The organism is Burkholderiales bacterium (genome assembly GCA_036262035.1).
Lineage (GTDB): Bacteria > Pseudomonadota > Gammaproteobacteria > Burkholderiales > SG8-41 > JAQGMV01.
The window spans coordinates 58723-72506 of record DATAJS010000031.1 but is presented as its reverse complement, the minus strand read 5'-3'; the positions used below and the strand labels follow the sequence as shown (position 1 = coordinate 72506).

The 13784-nt window shown below is 67.3% G+C and carries 17 protein-coding genes and 1 pseudogene; 10 read left to right on the top strand and 8 right to left on the bottom strand.

Translation table 11 applies throughout. The features are described 5' to 3' along the window. Positions 1-84: 84 nt before the first annotated feature. The 5 genes and pseudogenes from VHP37_30365 to aat all read right to left on the bottom strand — a co-directional run bounded on the left by VHP37_30365 (position 85) and on the right by aat (position 4478). A complete protein-coding gene (locus VHP37_30365; protein HEX2830680.1) occupies positions 85-1212 on the bottom strand; it encodes an HD domain-containing phosphohydrolase in 1128 nt (375 codons plus the stop codon). 214 nt (positions 1213-1426) lie between these two features. Then, positions 1427-1810, bottom strand: a pseudogene (locus tag VHP37_30360) (RnfABCDGE type electron transport complex subunit B). A gap of 38 nt (positions 1811-1848) precedes the next feature. Continuing rightward, a complete protein-coding gene (locus tag VHP37_30355) occupies positions 1849-2862 on the bottom strand; it encodes a quinone-dependent dihydroorotate dehydrogenase (GenBank protein ID HEX2830679.1) in 1014 nt (337 codons plus the stop codon). Positions 2863-3049: 187 nt separating this feature from the next. Then, a complete protein-coding gene (locus VHP37_30350; GenBank protein ID HEX2830678.1) occupies positions 3050-3796 on the bottom strand; it encodes an arginyltransferase in 747 nt (248 codons plus the stop codon). Beyond that, entirely contained in the window at positions 3780-4478 is a 699-nt protein-coding gene (gene aat, locus VHP37_30345) for a leucyl/phenylalanyl-tRNA--protein transferase (protein HEX2830677.1), read from the bottom strand. The genes VHP37_30350 and aat overlap by 17 nt, the downstream gene beginning before the upstream one ends. A gap of 139 nt (positions 4479-4617) precedes the next feature. Between aat and VHP37_30340 the strand changes: the two genes are divergently transcribed. The 6 genes from VHP37_30340 to VHP37_30315 all read left to right on the top strand — a co-directional run bounded on the left by VHP37_30340 (position 4618) and on the right by VHP37_30315 (position 6621). Continuing rightward, complete coding sequence (locus VHP37_30340; protein HEX2830676.1) at positions 4618-5007, top strand: hypothetical protein; 390 nt, start codon at positions 4618-4620, stop codon at positions 5005-5007. A gap of 40 nt (positions 5008-5047) precedes the next feature. Continuing rightward, positions 5048-5230, top strand: a complete 183-nt coding sequence (locus VHP37_30335) for a hypothetical protein (GenBank protein HEX2830675.1) — start codon at positions 5048-5050, stop codon at positions 5228-5230. A gap of 4 nt (positions 5231-5234) precedes the next feature. Continuing rightward, positions 5235-5420 carry a hypothetical protein gene (locus VHP37_30330; protein HEX2830674.1) on the top strand — a complete coding sequence of 62 codons (186 nt, stop codon included), beginning with the start codon at positions 5235-5237 and terminating at the stop codon, positions 5418-5420. A gap of 45 nt (positions 5421-5465) precedes the next feature. After that, a complete protein-coding gene (locus VHP37_30325) occupies positions 5466-5702 on the top strand; it encodes a (2Fe-2S)-binding protein (protein ID HEX2830673.1) in 237 nt (78 codons plus the stop codon). A gap of 87 nt (positions 5703-5789) precedes the next feature. Next, the gene (gene bfr / locus VHP37_30320; protein HEX2830672.1) at positions 5790-6260 is read left to right on the top strand and encodes a bacterioferritin; all 471 of its coding nucleotides are present in this window, start codon (positions 5790-5792) and stop codon (positions 6258-6260) included. Positions 6261-6291: 31 nt separating this feature from the next. Beyond that, positions 6292-6621 carry a DUF4124 domain-containing protein gene (locus VHP37_30315; GenBank protein ID HEX2830671.1) on the top strand — a complete coding sequence of 110 codons (330 nt, stop codon included), beginning with the start codon at positions 6292-6294 and terminating at the stop codon, positions 6619-6621. Positions 6622-6685: 64 nt separating this feature from the next. On the opposite strand, the gene VHP37_30310 is transcribed toward VHP37_30315, so the two are convergent. Beyond that, on the bottom strand, positions 6686-7678 hold the full coding sequence (locus tag VHP37_30310) for a tripartite tricarboxylate transporter substrate binding protein (GenBank protein HEX2830670.1): 993 nt from the start codon (positions 7676-7678) through the stop codon (positions 6686-6688). A 94-nt stretch (positions 7679-7772) separates the two neighbouring features. Here VHP37_30310 and VHP37_30305 point away from each other — a divergent pair, with 94 nt between their 5' ends. Together VHP37_30305 and VHP37_30300 are read left to right on the top strand one after the other, a co-directional pair. Beyond that, entirely contained in the window at positions 7773-8648 is an 876-nt protein-coding gene (locus VHP37_30305; GenBank protein ID HEX2830669.1) for a patatin-like phospholipase family protein, read from the top strand. Between the two features lie 11 nt (positions 8649-8659). Further along, on the top strand, positions 8660-9433 hold the full coding sequence (locus VHP37_30300; GenBank protein ID HEX2830668.1) for a class II glutamine amidotransferase: 774 nt from the start codon (positions 8660-8662) through the stop codon (positions 9431-9433). Here the strand turns inward: VHP37_30300 and gluQRS are convergent. After that, the gene (gene gluQRS / locus VHP37_30295; GenBank protein HEX2830667.1) at positions 9430-10323 is read right to left on the bottom strand and encodes a tRNA glutamyl-Q(34) synthetase GluQRS; all 894 of its coding nucleotides are present in this window, start codon (positions 10321-10323) and stop codon (positions 9430-9432) included. The genes VHP37_30300 and gluQRS overlap by 4 nt on opposite strands. A 68-nt stretch (positions 10324-10391) precedes the next feature. On the opposite strand from gluQRS, the gene VHP37_30290 reads away from it, so the two are divergent. After that, positions 10392-11828 carry a glycosyltransferase family 39 protein gene (locus VHP37_30290; protein ID HEX2830666.1) on the top strand — a complete coding sequence of 479 codons (1437 nt, stop codon included), beginning with the start codon at positions 10392-10394 and terminating at the stop codon, positions 11826-11828. 7 nt (positions 11829-11835) lie between these two features. Then, positions 11836-12945: an S-(hydroxymethyl)glutathione dehydrogenase/class III alcohol dehydrogenase gene (locus VHP37_30285; GenBank protein ID HEX2830665.1), complete on the top strand. Its 1110-nt coding sequence runs from the start codon at positions 11836-11838 to the stop codon at positions 12943-12945. A gap of 8 nt (positions 12946-12953) precedes the next feature. Here the strand turns inward: VHP37_30285 and VHP37_30280 are convergent, their stop codons facing one another. Further along, positions 12954-13778, bottom strand: coding sequence for a sugar phosphate isomerase/epimerase (locus VHP37_30280; GenBank protein ID HEX2830664.1), 825 nt, complete (start codon positions 13776-13778; stop codon positions 12954-12956). Between the last annotated feature and the right edge of the window lie 6 nt (positions 13779-13784).

Here is a 13784-nt window from a genome sequence, read left to right as displayed (position 1 = left end):
GACGCCAAGGAAAGCCAAACGTCGCGAGCTCGTGACGACGCGACGTTAGTAAACCTTTGCGTCCTTTGCGGTCGATAACGCTTTTTAAGCGAGTGCGGCGACTTTACCCCAGAGCGTCTGCATGCTGGGAAGCGCCCCCAGCTCCGCCCAGCTCACCACTTCCTTGACGGTGAAGTTGGGCTGGCTGGTGTCGCGCCGGATCGGCACCGCGAGCGGCATGCCCTGCGGGCCGACGATCGAGCAGACCACCGGCTTGCTCGCGTTCTGGCCGCGCTGCACGACCACCGCGATCTCGCCGTTCTCGATGCGGACCGGGGTGCCCGCGGGGAATACGCCGATCGCCTTGATGAACTGGCTCGCGAGGCCGTCGCGCACTTTCTTGCCCTGCTCGAGGAACAGCGCGCGCAGCGCTGCATTCGGACGCAGCGACGGGCGGTAGTCGCGGCTCGAGATGCGCGCGCAGTACACGTCGGCGAGCGACAGGAGCTGCGCGGCGAGCGGAATGTCGTCGCCCTTGCGGCCGTGCAGGTAGCCGCTGCCGTCGACCGCCTCGTGGTGCGAAAGCACCGCGCAGAGCCAGATCTCGTCGCTCACGCCGCACCCGCGCAGCAGTTGCGCGCTCTCTTCGGGATGCCGGTGGATCACTTCGCGCTGGCCCGCCGACAGCGGCGCCTGCTGCGCTTGCAGGTCGTCCTGCAACTGCAGGATCGAGAAATTCATGGTCAGCGCCGCGCACACCGTCGAGGTGAGCTCGGGCTCGTTGATGCCGAGCTCCGGCCCGACGACCTCGCACGCGATCGCCACGTCGACCGAGTGCCGCACCGAATAGCGTCCGTTGCGCTCGAGGAGGAGCATGCCGAGGGCGGCGTCCTGGCTCACTCGGCACGCTTCGCGGACGAGCTCGCGGATCTTCATGACGTGCTCGGGAAATCCGGTCTTCGGGCCTTGCGGGCCGCAGACCAGGGCGAGGCGCCGGCGCGCTTCGAGGAGCAGCGCCACGGCCGACGGATTGACGTCGACGCGGACGACCGGTTTTTCGCGGGGAGGGTCGATCTGGGCGAACAGGCCCCGCTCGATCAGCCCCTCGAGCTGCGTGCTGCTGGAAATGATCTGCCCGCGTCTGAGCAAGAGCCGGCCGTTCGCGTCGTAGGCGTCCCATGCCAGGACGCTGCCGATCGTCAGCTCGTTCGCGGCTATCCGTCGCTTACCCATTTTTGGTTGCCCCCATGTGCACTCGGTTCGTTCGCCCCCGGATCCGTTCTCCAATCGGAAAGCGGGCCGTCCCCCGCCGATCCGGGGAACCGTGACACCATAACGGCCAGTTGCAGGGAGTCTGTAGCACAAACTTCACAACTTGCTGTGCGCACCGCCGGGCGGCCGCGGCCGGATGGGGTCGGCCGTGGAATTCTTCACGGCGGACAGGGATTTAGACGCGGTCGCGCAGGCGCCGGCGGGCGCGCTCCAGCGCCGCGGCGATCGTCTCGCGCTTGCGCGCCTCTGCGGCGGCGGCGCGCCGCGCGGCCGCCGCAGCCGCCTTGTCCGCTTCGAGCCGGGCGATCCGGCCGTTGCGTGCTTCGCAGCGTCGGCGCGCGTCGGCGGTCGCGGCCGTATGGGCGGCTTCCGACGGCCGATCGATAGTCCGCATGGTGATGCAATCGACCGGACACGGCGCCATGCAGAGCTCGCAGCCGGTGCACGCGGCGGAGATCACCGTATGCATGAGCTTGGTCGCGCCGACGATCGCGTCGACCGGGCACACGTTGATGCAGAGGGTGCAGCCGATGCAGCGCGCCTCGTCGATGACCGCGACGGCGTCGGCGAGCACCATCTCGGCGGGGACGCCGGGCTTCACGCGCAAAGCTCGCGCACGCACTCGGCGACGAGCGCCGGGCCGCGATAGACGAGACCGGTGTAGAGCTGGACTAGGGACGCGCCCGCGGCGATTTTCTCCTGCGCATCCGCGGCGCTGGCGATGCCGCCGACACCGATCACCGGTACGCGTCCGGCCAGCGCGCGCGCAAGCTCCCGCACGACCAGGGTCGACTTCGCCCGCACCGGATCGCCCGAAAGTCCCCCGGCTTCGGCGCCGTGCGGCAGGCTCGCCACCGCTTCGCGGGTGACGGTCGTGTTGGTCGCGATCACCGCGTCGAAGCCGAAGCGCTCGACGACTTGCGCGATCTCGGCGATCTCCTGCACCTCGAGGTCGGGCGCGATCTTGAGCGCGAGGGGCACGCGCCTGCCGTGCGATTGAGCGAGCTTCTCCCGCTCGCAGGCGAGCGCGCCGAGCAGCGCCTCGAGCTGTGCCGCGGCCTGCAGGTCGCGCAAGCCCTTGGTGTTCGGGGAGGAGATGTTCACGGTGACGTAGCTCGCGAGCGCGTACACCTTGCGCAGACAGGCGAGGTAATCGTCGGCCGCCTTCTCGATGGGCGTCGAAAAGTTCTTGCCGATGTTGATGCCGAGCACGCCTTGCCAGCGCCTGCGCCGCACGTTCTCGACGAGGTGATCGACGCCGAGATTGTTGAAGCCCATGCGGTTGATGATCGCGTTCGCGCGCGGCAACCGGAAGAGACGCGGCTTGGGATTGCCCGGTTGCGGGCGCGGCGTGACGGTGCCGACCTCGATGAAGCCGAAGCCCAGGCCGCCGAGCGCGTCGATGTAGTCGCCGTTCTTGTCGAGGCCCGCGGCAAGCCCGACCGGATTCGGGAAGCGGATGCCCATCACTTCGCGTGCGCAGTGCGCGGGCGTGCCCGCGCCCGAGCGCACGAATCCGAGTCCGTGCAGGGCCTTCAGGGAATGGAGCGTCAGGTGATGCGCGGTCTCGGCGTCGAGGGAAAACAGCGCCGGGCGCAGGAGCGAGTACATCGGGCTATTTTACGCGACGGGTAAAGAGTGACGGATAAAGCGGTGACGGGTGAAGCGGTGACGGGTGAAGCGGTGACGAGGTTTGCCCCTCGCCCCGGTCAGTGGGGAGAGCGAAGCGAGGGGCCGGGGCGCGGGTGAGGGGCTCACCGCTTTATCCGTCACCCGTCACCGCCTCAACCGTCGCGTGTTACTTCAGGAGATCTTCGTTCTTCGATTCGAGAACCTGCCACTGCCCGTCGATCAGTCCCTGCATCGGCTGGAACTGGATCTTGTAGGCCATCTTGCGCGAAAGGCCGATCCAGTAGCCGAGATAGAGGTACGGCAGGTCGAGCTTCCTGCAAAGCTCGATCTGCCACAGGATGTTGTAGGTGCCGTAGCTCGCGCCGGGAACGTCGGGATCGAAGAACGTGTACACCGACGACAATCCGTCCTGAAGCTCGTCGACGATGCTCACCATGCGCAGCGCGCCGTTCTCGCGAAACTCGATCAGCCGTGAATCGACGTTGCTCTGGAGCAGGAAGTGGCGGTACTGCTCGCGGCTGTCCTGGTCCATGCCGCCGCCGCTGTGCCGGCGCGACTGATAGCGAAGATAGAGCGCGTAATGCTCCGCGCTGTACTTGAGGTCGAGCATCTCGGACGTGAGATCCGAATGGCGCTTCCAGGCGCGGCGCTGCGCGCGGTTGGGCGTGAACTCCTCGGCGACGATGCGCACCGGCACGCACGCACGGCAGTTGTCGCAGTACGGACGATAGGTGAATGCGCCGCTGCGGCGAAAGCCTGCGCGCACGAGCTCGCCGTAGACCGAGCCGTCGATGAGATGACTGGGCGTGGCGACCTGCGAGCGCGCCATGCGCTCCGGCAGGTAGCTGCACGGGTAGGGCGCCGTCGCGTAGAACTGCAATACCGACAGCGGGAAGTCAGTCAAATAGGTCATCGTCCAGGCGCCATGGGCCGGTGGGCGTAGGGTAGTTTATCAATTCTGAGAGCGCGGCAAGGAAGTCCCGCCGCGAAATCGTGCGCGCACCCATGGACTCGAGGTGCGCCGTCTGCATCTGGCAATCGATCATGCCGAAGCGCCAGCGCGCGAGCTGTCGCGCGAGATGCGCGAGCGAGACCTTGGAGGCGTCGGTCGCGCGCGTGAACATCGATTCGCCGTAGAACATACGGCCGATCGCCACGCCGTAGAGGCCGCCGACGAGCTCGCCCTCGTGCCATGCCTCGATCGAATGGGCGAGTCCCGCCGCGTGCAGCGCCGAATACGCCGAGACGATATCTTCGGTGATCCATGTTCCGGACTGGCCGTCGCGCGGCTCGGCGCACGCGCGCATCACCTTGGTGAAGCAAGTATCGGCCCGAATCTCGAACGTGCCGCCGCGGATGCGTTTGCGCAAGGAACGCGAGATCGAAATCTCGGCGGGCACCAGCACCATGCGGGGGTCCGGACTCCACCACAGCACCGGCTCGCCTTCGCTGTACCACGGGAATATGCCGCGGCGATACGCGTCGAGCAGCCGGTGCAGCGAGAGATCGCCGCCGGCGGCGAGGAGACCGTTCGGCTCGCGCAGCGCGCGCTGCACGGGCGGGAACGGCTGGTCGGGGGCGAGCCACGGGATCACGGCGAGGGCTCGCGGGCGGGATGCGGCATCAAGGGTGAATTATTCCGTAGTTTTCGAGGCGGGTGCTCGCGCAACTTTTGCATGTTGCGAGTGCCGCACAGGATGTTCAGACTTGGCCTAGTCGGATAAGTCCCGCCCAATGAGATTGTCACCCGATCAGAGCGGCGTCGAAGCGCTGCTCACGCCGGAGGTCCGGCGCAGCCTGCCGCTGTCGCGGCAGATGCTGCTGTACCTCGATCCTTTCGCGTTCTTCAAGGACGCGACGGTCGGCACGCCGCGCACGCGCGAGCTCGCGCTTTCGTACAACGTCGCGCGGCGCTGGATCCTCCTCACCTACGTGAGGCGCTGGCTGCTGATCGCGATGACGTCGTTCCTCGGCATCGGCTCGGCCGAGGGCATGGCTGCGCACGCGCCGTTCTTCATCATTCCCGCCGCCGGATTCGGCATCGGCTGCAGCATCGCGGTCGCGATCGCGACGTGGTGCGGCGCCGCCTACCTGCTGCTCGCGACCCACGCCGCGCGCCGCTGAGCGGCACACCGGTTGCTGTCCATGGGTAAGAGGTGCACCCATGAACCGTTTGACCGAGCACGACCGGCAACACACCACCCACGCGAAAGCGCGGCATTCGAAACCTTTGCGCTGGCGCGTCGGCGACGCGAGCGTCAGCACCGAAGAGCTGCAGGCGTGGCAGCTCGGGCCGGCGCGCATCGACCGCTGGCTGGACGCGCGGCCGCCGCTGCAGGACGACTGACGCCATGGATTACGCCTGCGAGCAATGCGGGCAGAGCGGCGCCCTGTGCGTGAGCGACTGGGGCTACATCGCCGCGCTCTGCGACCGCTGCCTGCGCGATCGGAAGAACTATCTGAAGCTTCCCGGCAGCGGCGCCGCCCCGGCTGCAAAAACGAGAAATAAGGCAGTAAATGCGAATGATTCGCATTGACAAGCCTCGCCGGTGCGCCTACTATGGGCGCACTGGAGGGGCAACATGTACATCTGCATCTGCCACGGCATCACCGACCATCAGATTCGCGATTGCGTGAAAGCGGGCTGCGCGCGCACGCTGTGCGATCTGCAGGGGCAGCTCGGCGTTGCCACCCAATGCGGCTGTTGCGAAGGCGCCGCGATGCAGGTCCTTCACGAGACGCTCGCCTCACCTTCGCGCGACGCGCCCCAGCCTCGGTTCCCCGACATCGTCTCGCCGCCGTTCGCCGCAGCCGCCTGAGTTCTCTCGGCGCGCATCGCACGCCACGCGTGCCCACGCGGGCGCTTCCTGGGTTAACCTAGTCGATTTGGTTTTCCGGGAGCACGCATGAAAGGCGATCCGCAAGTCCTCTCGTACTTGAATCAGGCGCTCAAGCAGGAGCTGACGGCGATCAACCAGTATTTCCTGCACGCCAAGATATTCCAGAACATGGGATTGAAGCGGCTGTACGAGCACGAATACAAGGAATCGATCGACGAGATGAAGCACGCCGACAAGCTCATCGAGCGGATCCTTTTCCTCGACGGCCTGCCTAACCTCCAGGACCTCGGCAAGCTGCTCATCGGTGAAAACGTGCCTGAAATGCTGCGCGCGGATCTGACGCTCGAGTACTCGGCGCGCCCGATGTATCAGGAGGCGATTGCGTATTGCGAGAGCGTGCGCGACTACATCAGCCGCGAGCTGCTCGAAGGCATCCTCGAGAACGAGGAGGACCACATCGACTGGCTGGAGACCCAGCTTTCGCTGATCGACGGCGTGGGACTCCAGAACTACCTCCAGTCGAACATGTACGAATAGAATGGCCGCACGACTTCCCAAGGAGGGCATCATGAGCCCAGTCATCTCAGCAGCAGCCGTCGTGCTCGCGCTCGCCGCTTCGACTGCACTCGCCGGCGACCCCATCTACAAGTCGATCATGCCGGACGGACGCGTGCTGTACGGCGAGGCGCCCGCGCCGGGCGCGAAGCGCGTCGACAAGGTCGCGACGGGGCCGGAGCACGCGGGCATCGTGGTCGCCTCGCCTGACGATAAAGGGCGTGCGGCCAATATTCACCCCGAGCCGGGCGGTGTCACCGTCATTCCACAGAAACCGACGTATCCGGCGCGCCCCGCACAGCAGGGCTATTCAGCGAGCGGACAGCTCGGCACCAAATACTGAGCGACCGCTTCAGACGTAAAAAGGGCCGGCACACGCCGGCCCTTTTTCATTCGCACAGCCGCGCTTATTCGACTTTCAGCCCGGCCGCTTTGACGACGGGCCCCATCTCCTTCAACTCTTTCGCGACGAAGGCGCGGAATTCGGGACCGGTGTTCGTGTGCACCGCGGTGAGCTGCTGCTCGAACGCTTTCTTCAGCTCCGGCGTCTGGGTCGCCTTGACGAGCATTCCGCGCAGCTTGTCGACGATCGGCCTCGGTGTGCCTTTCGGCAGCAGCAGCCCGTTCCAGCCGCTGTACTCGAAACCCGGAACGCTTTCGCCGATCGGCGGCAGGTCCCCGAGCAGCGGATCGCGCTTGGGCAGGCTGTGACCGAGCGCGCGCAGCTTGCCGCTGCGGACGAGACCCGCCACCGCCGGCGCCGGCGTCACCGTCCACTGCGATTCGCCGGCGACCACCGCCGCCACGGACGCGCCGCCGCCTTTGTACGGCACGTGCAGCGCCTGGAAATTGCCGCGCGAGAGCAGCACCACGCCCGCGAGGTGGCTCTGCGAGCCGGGTCCTGCGGAAGCCATGTTCACCTGGCCGTTCTTGCCGCGGCAGTACTCGATGAGCTCCTTCACGCTCTTCACAGGCAGTGACGGGTTCACCACGAGCAGGTTCGGCGTGACGCCGAACAGCGAGACGAACTCGTAATCCTTCAGCGGATCGAACGGCAGCCTGGTGTAGATGTGCGGCGCGATGGTCATTGCCGCGGTCGACGCCGACAGGATGGTGTACCCGTCGGGAGTCGCGTTCTTGCCGATCTCCATGCCGAGCGTGCCGCCGGCGCCCGCGCGATTGTCGATCACGACCTGCTGGCCCCCGACGTTGGTCAATGCCGCTCCGAAGATGCGCCCGAGCGTGTCGACCGAGCTGCCCGGCGCGTTCGGCACGAGCATGCGGATCGGGTGGTTGGGGTAGTCCCTGACGGCATCTGCAGCCGCTGCCGGTGCCGCTGCGGTCGCCAAAGCGCAGGCCGCGACGGCAAGCGCGCTCCTCGTGCGCGGTGTCACTCTCATGCCAATTCCTCCGATTTATTATCGATACCGTCGCGTCGATCCGGACGCGGCGGGTCATTGTAGACTTGTCTCACCGGCTCGTTGCAAACCCTTCATGCCTATCCGCAAGCTCCTCGCCGTATTCGCAGCGGCCGTCGTCGCCGCCTGCGCCAGCCTGGCGCTGGACAACCCCAGACCCTCACCGCCCAGCGCGCAGGCCATCGTGCCGGTCAAGTCGGAGCGGCCGCTGGTCGCGCTCGCGCTCGGGGGCGGCGGCGCCCGAGGCTTCGCGCACGTGGGCGTGATCCGCGCGCTCGAAGACGCCGGCGTCCACCCCGACATCGTCACCGGCAGCAGCTCGGGCGCGATCGTCGCGGCGCTGTACGCGAGCGGGCTCTCGGGCGCCGAGCTCGAGCGTCTCGCGGCGGATCTCGACCAGGGCGCGCTCGTCGATTTCTCGCTCTTCGGCAAAGGCTGGGTGCGCGGCGAAGCGTTGCAGGAGTTCGTCAATCGCACGGTCGGCAACCGCCCCATCGAGCTGCTCTCCAAGCCGTTCGCGGTCGTCGCGACCGACGCGAAGACCGGCCGCATGGTCATCTTCAACCGCGGCGAGACGGGCCTCGCGGTGCGCGCGTCGAGCAGCGTCCCCGATCTGTTCATCCCGCCGGTGATCGAAGGCGTCGAGTACGTCGACGGCGGTCTGACGAGCCCGGTGCCGGTGCGCGTGGCGCGCGCGATGGGCGCCGACGTCGTCATCGCGGTCGACCTCACGCGCTACTGGCGCTCGCGCGAGCTCGCCGAGGACGATCTCAAGGATGCCGACCTCGTCATCAGGCCCGATACGGTGCGTACGCGGCTCCTCGACTTCAGCGCGAAGCGCGAGAACATCGCGGCGGGCGCGCGTGCGGCGCAGGGCGCGGGACCGCGGGTCGCCGAGCTCGTGCGCGAAGCGGCGCGGCGCAAGGCGGCGCGCCGGGCGCCGTCGGCCTGAGGAGCGACGCCATGTGCCAGCTCCTCGGCATGAACTGCAACGTGCCCACTGACATCTGCTTTTCCTTCGAAGGTTTCCATCGCCGCGGCGGGGCGACCGACAATCACGCCGACGGCTGGGGGATCGCGTTCTTCGAAGGCCGCGGCGCGCGCGTCTTCATCGATTCGAAATCCGCGGTGGAGTCGCCGATCGCCGCGCTCGTGCGCAACTACCCGATACGCTCGATGAACGTCGTCGCGCATATCCGCCGCGCGACCCAGGGCGTGGTCGCGCTGGAGAACACGCATCCATTCGTGCGCGAGCTGTGGGGTCGCTACTGGATCTTCGCGCACAACGGCACGGTGAAGACGTTCGAGCCGGACCTGCGCGGCTACTACCAGCCCGTCGGCACGACCGACAGCGAGCTCGCGTTCTGCTACATGCTCGAACGGTTGCGCGACGCGTTTCCCGGCGGCCCGCCGTCGCTGCCGGACGCCTATGCGCTGCTGGTCGAGGTGACGCGCGAGATCGCGCAGCACGGCCGCTTCAACTATCTGCTGTCGAACGGCGATTACTTCTTCGCGCACTGCTACGACAACCTCTGCTACATCCTGCGCCACGCGCCGTTCGCGCAGGCGCACCTCATCGACCAGGACGTCACGGTCGATTTCAACGCGGTCACCACACCCGACGACAAGGTCGCGGTGATCGCGACGACGCCGCTCACCGACAACGAGACGTGGACGAAGATGGGCGGCGGGCAGCTCGTCGCGTTCGAGCACGGCTCGCCGGTGCTCGGCGCTTAATCCACGGGAATCGCGCGCACCCGCGGGACGCGGTCCAGCCGCCAGCTCGCGCGCGCCCAGCGCCAGATCTCATCCAGGCTCGATTCTCCCGCGGGCACCTCGTGGCCCAGGAATGCCAGTGCGCGCGTGAGCTCCGCCGCCGCGCGTGAGGTGTCGATCGCAGGCGCGAGGGTCTGCTTCGAGAGCTTCTGCCCGGCTGCGTTCACCGCGATGGGCAGGTGCGCGTAGCGCGGTGTCGGAAAACCGAGGAGCTGCTGGAGGTAGATCTGCCGCGGCGACGATTCGAGCAGGTCCGCGCCGCGCACGACGTGCGTGATGCCCTGCTCGGCGTCGTCGACGACCACCGCGAGCTGGTACGCATAGATGCGGTCGGCGCGATACAGCACGAAGTCGCCGATATCGCGCTCGAGGTCGTGCTCGACGCGCCCCTGGATCGCATCGTCGAAAGCGACCTTCGTTCCCTCGGTGCGCACTCGCCACGCGCGCGCTTCGCGCCCGGGCGCGAGCCCGTTCCTGCACGTGCCGGGATAGACGTAACCTTCGATGCCGGCGACCGCCGAATCGGCGATCTCGCGGCGCGTGCAGCCGCAGGGGTAGACCTTGTCCTGCGTGCGCAGCGCGTCGAGCGCCGCGCCGTAAGCACCGCCGCGCGCGCTCTGATAGATGACCTCGCCATCCCACGCCATGCCGAACGCCTCCAGCGTGCGCAGGATGTCATCGGAAGCGCCGGCGACGGTGCGCGGCGTGTCCACGTCCTCGATGCGCACCCGCCATTCACCGCCGTTCGCGCGGGCGTCGAGATAGCTCGCGACCGCGGCGACGAGCGAGCCTGCGTGCAGCGGACCGGTGGGAGAGGGCGCGAAGCGCCCCTTGTATGCGGGATTCAGGATCGAGGATTCAGAGAACAGTCCAGTTGGTAATCTTACAGACTCACAACCACACGAACGCGCTTTGCTGAGTGCGCGCTCCACGTCTCGAACCCGCAGGCTGGTTGCTGCTCGCCGCCTACGCCGTCGCCGGCTTGGCCACGCTCACGAGCGCGCACGGCTGGGGCGACGACTGGGCGCAATACGTCCTGCATGCGCGCAACATCGTCACGGGCACGCCGTACGGCGACACGGGTTACATCTTCAATCCCGATGCGCCGTATGTCGGGCCGCCCGAGTATCCGCCCGGTTTGCCGCTCCTGCTGGCGCCCGCGATCGCGCTCTTCGGCGTCGACATCGCCGCGTTGAAGGCGGTGTGTTTCCTGTGCTTCGTCGCGATGCTGCCGATCGCGTACGCGGTCCTCGCGCGCTTCTTCGGCAAAGCGCCCGCGTTCGCCGCGGTCGTGCTCTTCGGCCTGCACGAGCAGGTGTGGACGCTGCGCCAGCTCATCGGCTCGGAGGCGCCGTACCTGCTCTTCAGCATGGCCGCGCTGTGGCACGCTTCGCGCGAGCGCAGCGGCAGCGCCGCAGGCGCAGGCGCGATCTCGGGTGTCCTCGTGTACGCAAGCATCGCGTGCCGATCGATCGGCCTTGCGCTCGTGCCGGCGCTGCTGCTCGACGCGTGGCTGCGGCGCAAGCCGGTCTCGTGGTACGCGGCTTTCCTCGCGTCGTTCCTGCTGCTGGTCGCCGCGCAGAACTCGCTGCTCGTCGCACCGCCGACCTATGCGGGCGAGCTCGTCCTGCCCGGCCTGCAACTGATCGCGACCAACGTGCGGGGCTATTGGGACGTGGCGCGCGACCTCGTGCCGATGCCGCTCGGTGTCCTCTCCCACGCCGCGCTGGCGGCGGTCACAGCCGCCGCGATCGTCGGCGCGCGCGCCGCACGCGGTACGCCCCTGCCGGTCTGGTACCTCCTCGCGTATCTCGGCGTGCTCGCGGTCGTGTCGATCTCGCCCGGCCCGCGCTATCTGCTGCCGATCATGCCGATCGCCCTCGCGCTCGCCGCGTCGGGCGTGGCGCACCTCGCGCGACGCACCGCCCATCCGCGGCGGACGATCGCCGCGTGCGCCGCGGCGCTGGCGGTCTACTACGCCGGTCTCTTCGCCTGCGCGCGCGAGCTTCGCGAGGACGAGCTCGCAACGTGCGCCGCATGCGGCGAGCTGTACGCCTTCCTGCGCGAGCACACGCCGGCCGGCAGCGTCATCGCATTCGCCAAGCCGCGTGCGCTCGCGCTGTTCGCGGAGCGGCCGGGGTGGATCTGGAATCCGGATTACGACGAGTCGACGTTCCGGGCGAAGCTGCGGGAGCGGGCGAGGTATCTCGTGATCGCCGCGCCCGGCACGCTCCTGCGCGAGCGCTACCCTGCATACGTCGACGCGCGCTTCGAACGCGACATCGGCACCAGGGCTTTCAGCAATGCGATGTTCACCGTCGTGGAGTTAAGATTCCAGTTCCTGCATCCGAGGTGAACAAGCCATGAAAGTCAAAGCCGCCGTCGCGTTCGAAGCCGGTAAACCCCTCTCCATCGAAACCGTCGACCTCGAAGGTCCCCGCGCGGGCGAGGTGCTCGTCGAGATCAAGGCGACCGGCATCTGCCACACCGACGAGTTCACGCGCTCGGGCGCCGACCCGGAAGGGCTGTTTCCCGCGATCCTCGGCCATGAAGGCGCCGGCGTCGTGGTCGACGTCGGACCCGGCGTCACGAGCCTGAAGAAAGGCGATCACGTCATCCCGCTCTACACGCCCGAATGCCGTCAGTGCGAGTACTGCCTCTCCGGGAAAACCAACCTGTGCCAGGCGATCCGCGTGACGCAGGGGCAGGGCGTCATGCCTGACGGCACCAGCCGCTTCTCGCTCGGCGGCAAAAAGATCTTCCATTACATGGGGACGTCGACGTTCTCGAATTACACGGTGCTGCCCGAGATCGCGCTTGCGAAAATCCGCGAAGACGCGCCTTTCGACAAGGTCTGTTACATCGGCTGCGGCGTGACGACCGGCATCGGCGCGGTGATCAACACCGCCAAAGTGGAGCCGGGCGCGAACGTCGTGGTGTTCGGCCTCGGCGGCATCGGCCTCAACGTCATCCAGGGCGCGAAGCTGGCCGGTGCGAACATGATCGTCGGAGTCGACTTGAATCCGGGCCGCGAGGCGCTCGCGAAGAAGTTCGGCATGACGCACTTCGTCAATCCGAAAGAGGTCGAGGGCGACCTCGTGCCGTACCTGGTCGGCCTCACCAACGGCGGCGCCGATTACAGCTTCGAGTGCATCGGCAACGTCGACGTGATGCGGCAGGCGCTCGAGTGCTGTCACAAAGGCTGGGGCGTGTCGGTGATCATCGGCGTTGCGGGGGCGGGACAGGAGATCAAAACGCGGCCTTTCCAGCTCGTCACGGGGCGCGTATGGAAAGGCACCGCCTTCGGCGGCGCCAAAGGCCGCCGCGACGTGCCGAAGATCGTCGACTGGTACATGGACGGCAAGATCAACATCGACGACCTCATCACTCACAAGCTCGCCCTCGCCGACATCAACGAGGGCTTCGACCTGATGCACGAAGGCACGTCGATACGTTCGGTCGTGGAGTTCTGAGCGGACCCTTACTCCACGTTTGCGAGCAGGCGCCGCGTCGCCGCCGCCGCCTCGCTCGCGACTTCGTCGGCCGGGCGCGCCCACAAGTCAGGGTTGGGCGCCTCGTAGCTCAGATAGCCGGCGTAACGTTTCTCGGCCAGCAGCCCGAAGACTTCATTCCATCGGATGCGACCCTCGCCCGGAATGAGGCGGTCGACGGGGCGCTTTGCGCTCGCCTGAGGTCCGTGCGGCACGTCGCTGAACTGGAACATGAAGATCTCCGCGGGAGCGACGTCTTCGAAGCCGCGGCCTCCGGCGCCGCTACGCTCCAGATGATAGGCGTCGAGCAGCAGGCCCGCGCTCGGATGATCGCTGAGCGCGACGATCTCGCGCGCGACCTCGAGCCGGTTGACCACGTCGTGCGTCCAGTTGAATTCGAGCGCGATGCGCAGGCCGTGCCTGGCCACGACCTCGCCGGCGGCGCGATAGTTCGCGGCCGCGAGCTCGACCGTTCCGCTGTTCTGTCCCGATGAGAGCATGATCGTTTCGCAGCCGAGCGCCTTTGCATTGCTGCACGTGCCCTCGAGCACGTCGAACAGTCGCCGGCTCTCGTCGCCCTGCGCGAACAGGAGCCCGGCCTCGGTGCCGAGCACCGCGACTTTCAGGCCGCTTTGCCGTACGAGCGCGAGGACACCCTCGTTGCTCATACCGTTATCGAAGCAGCGGCTAAAATCGACGCGCCGCAGCTCGAGCGCGTTCCAGCCGCCCGCGCGCGCGGCGCGCATCGCATCGGCAAGCGGTGTCGTGTCCAGCGACCACGTGTGAAGCGCGAGGCGTTCGCCCATCCCGGTCATCGAGCC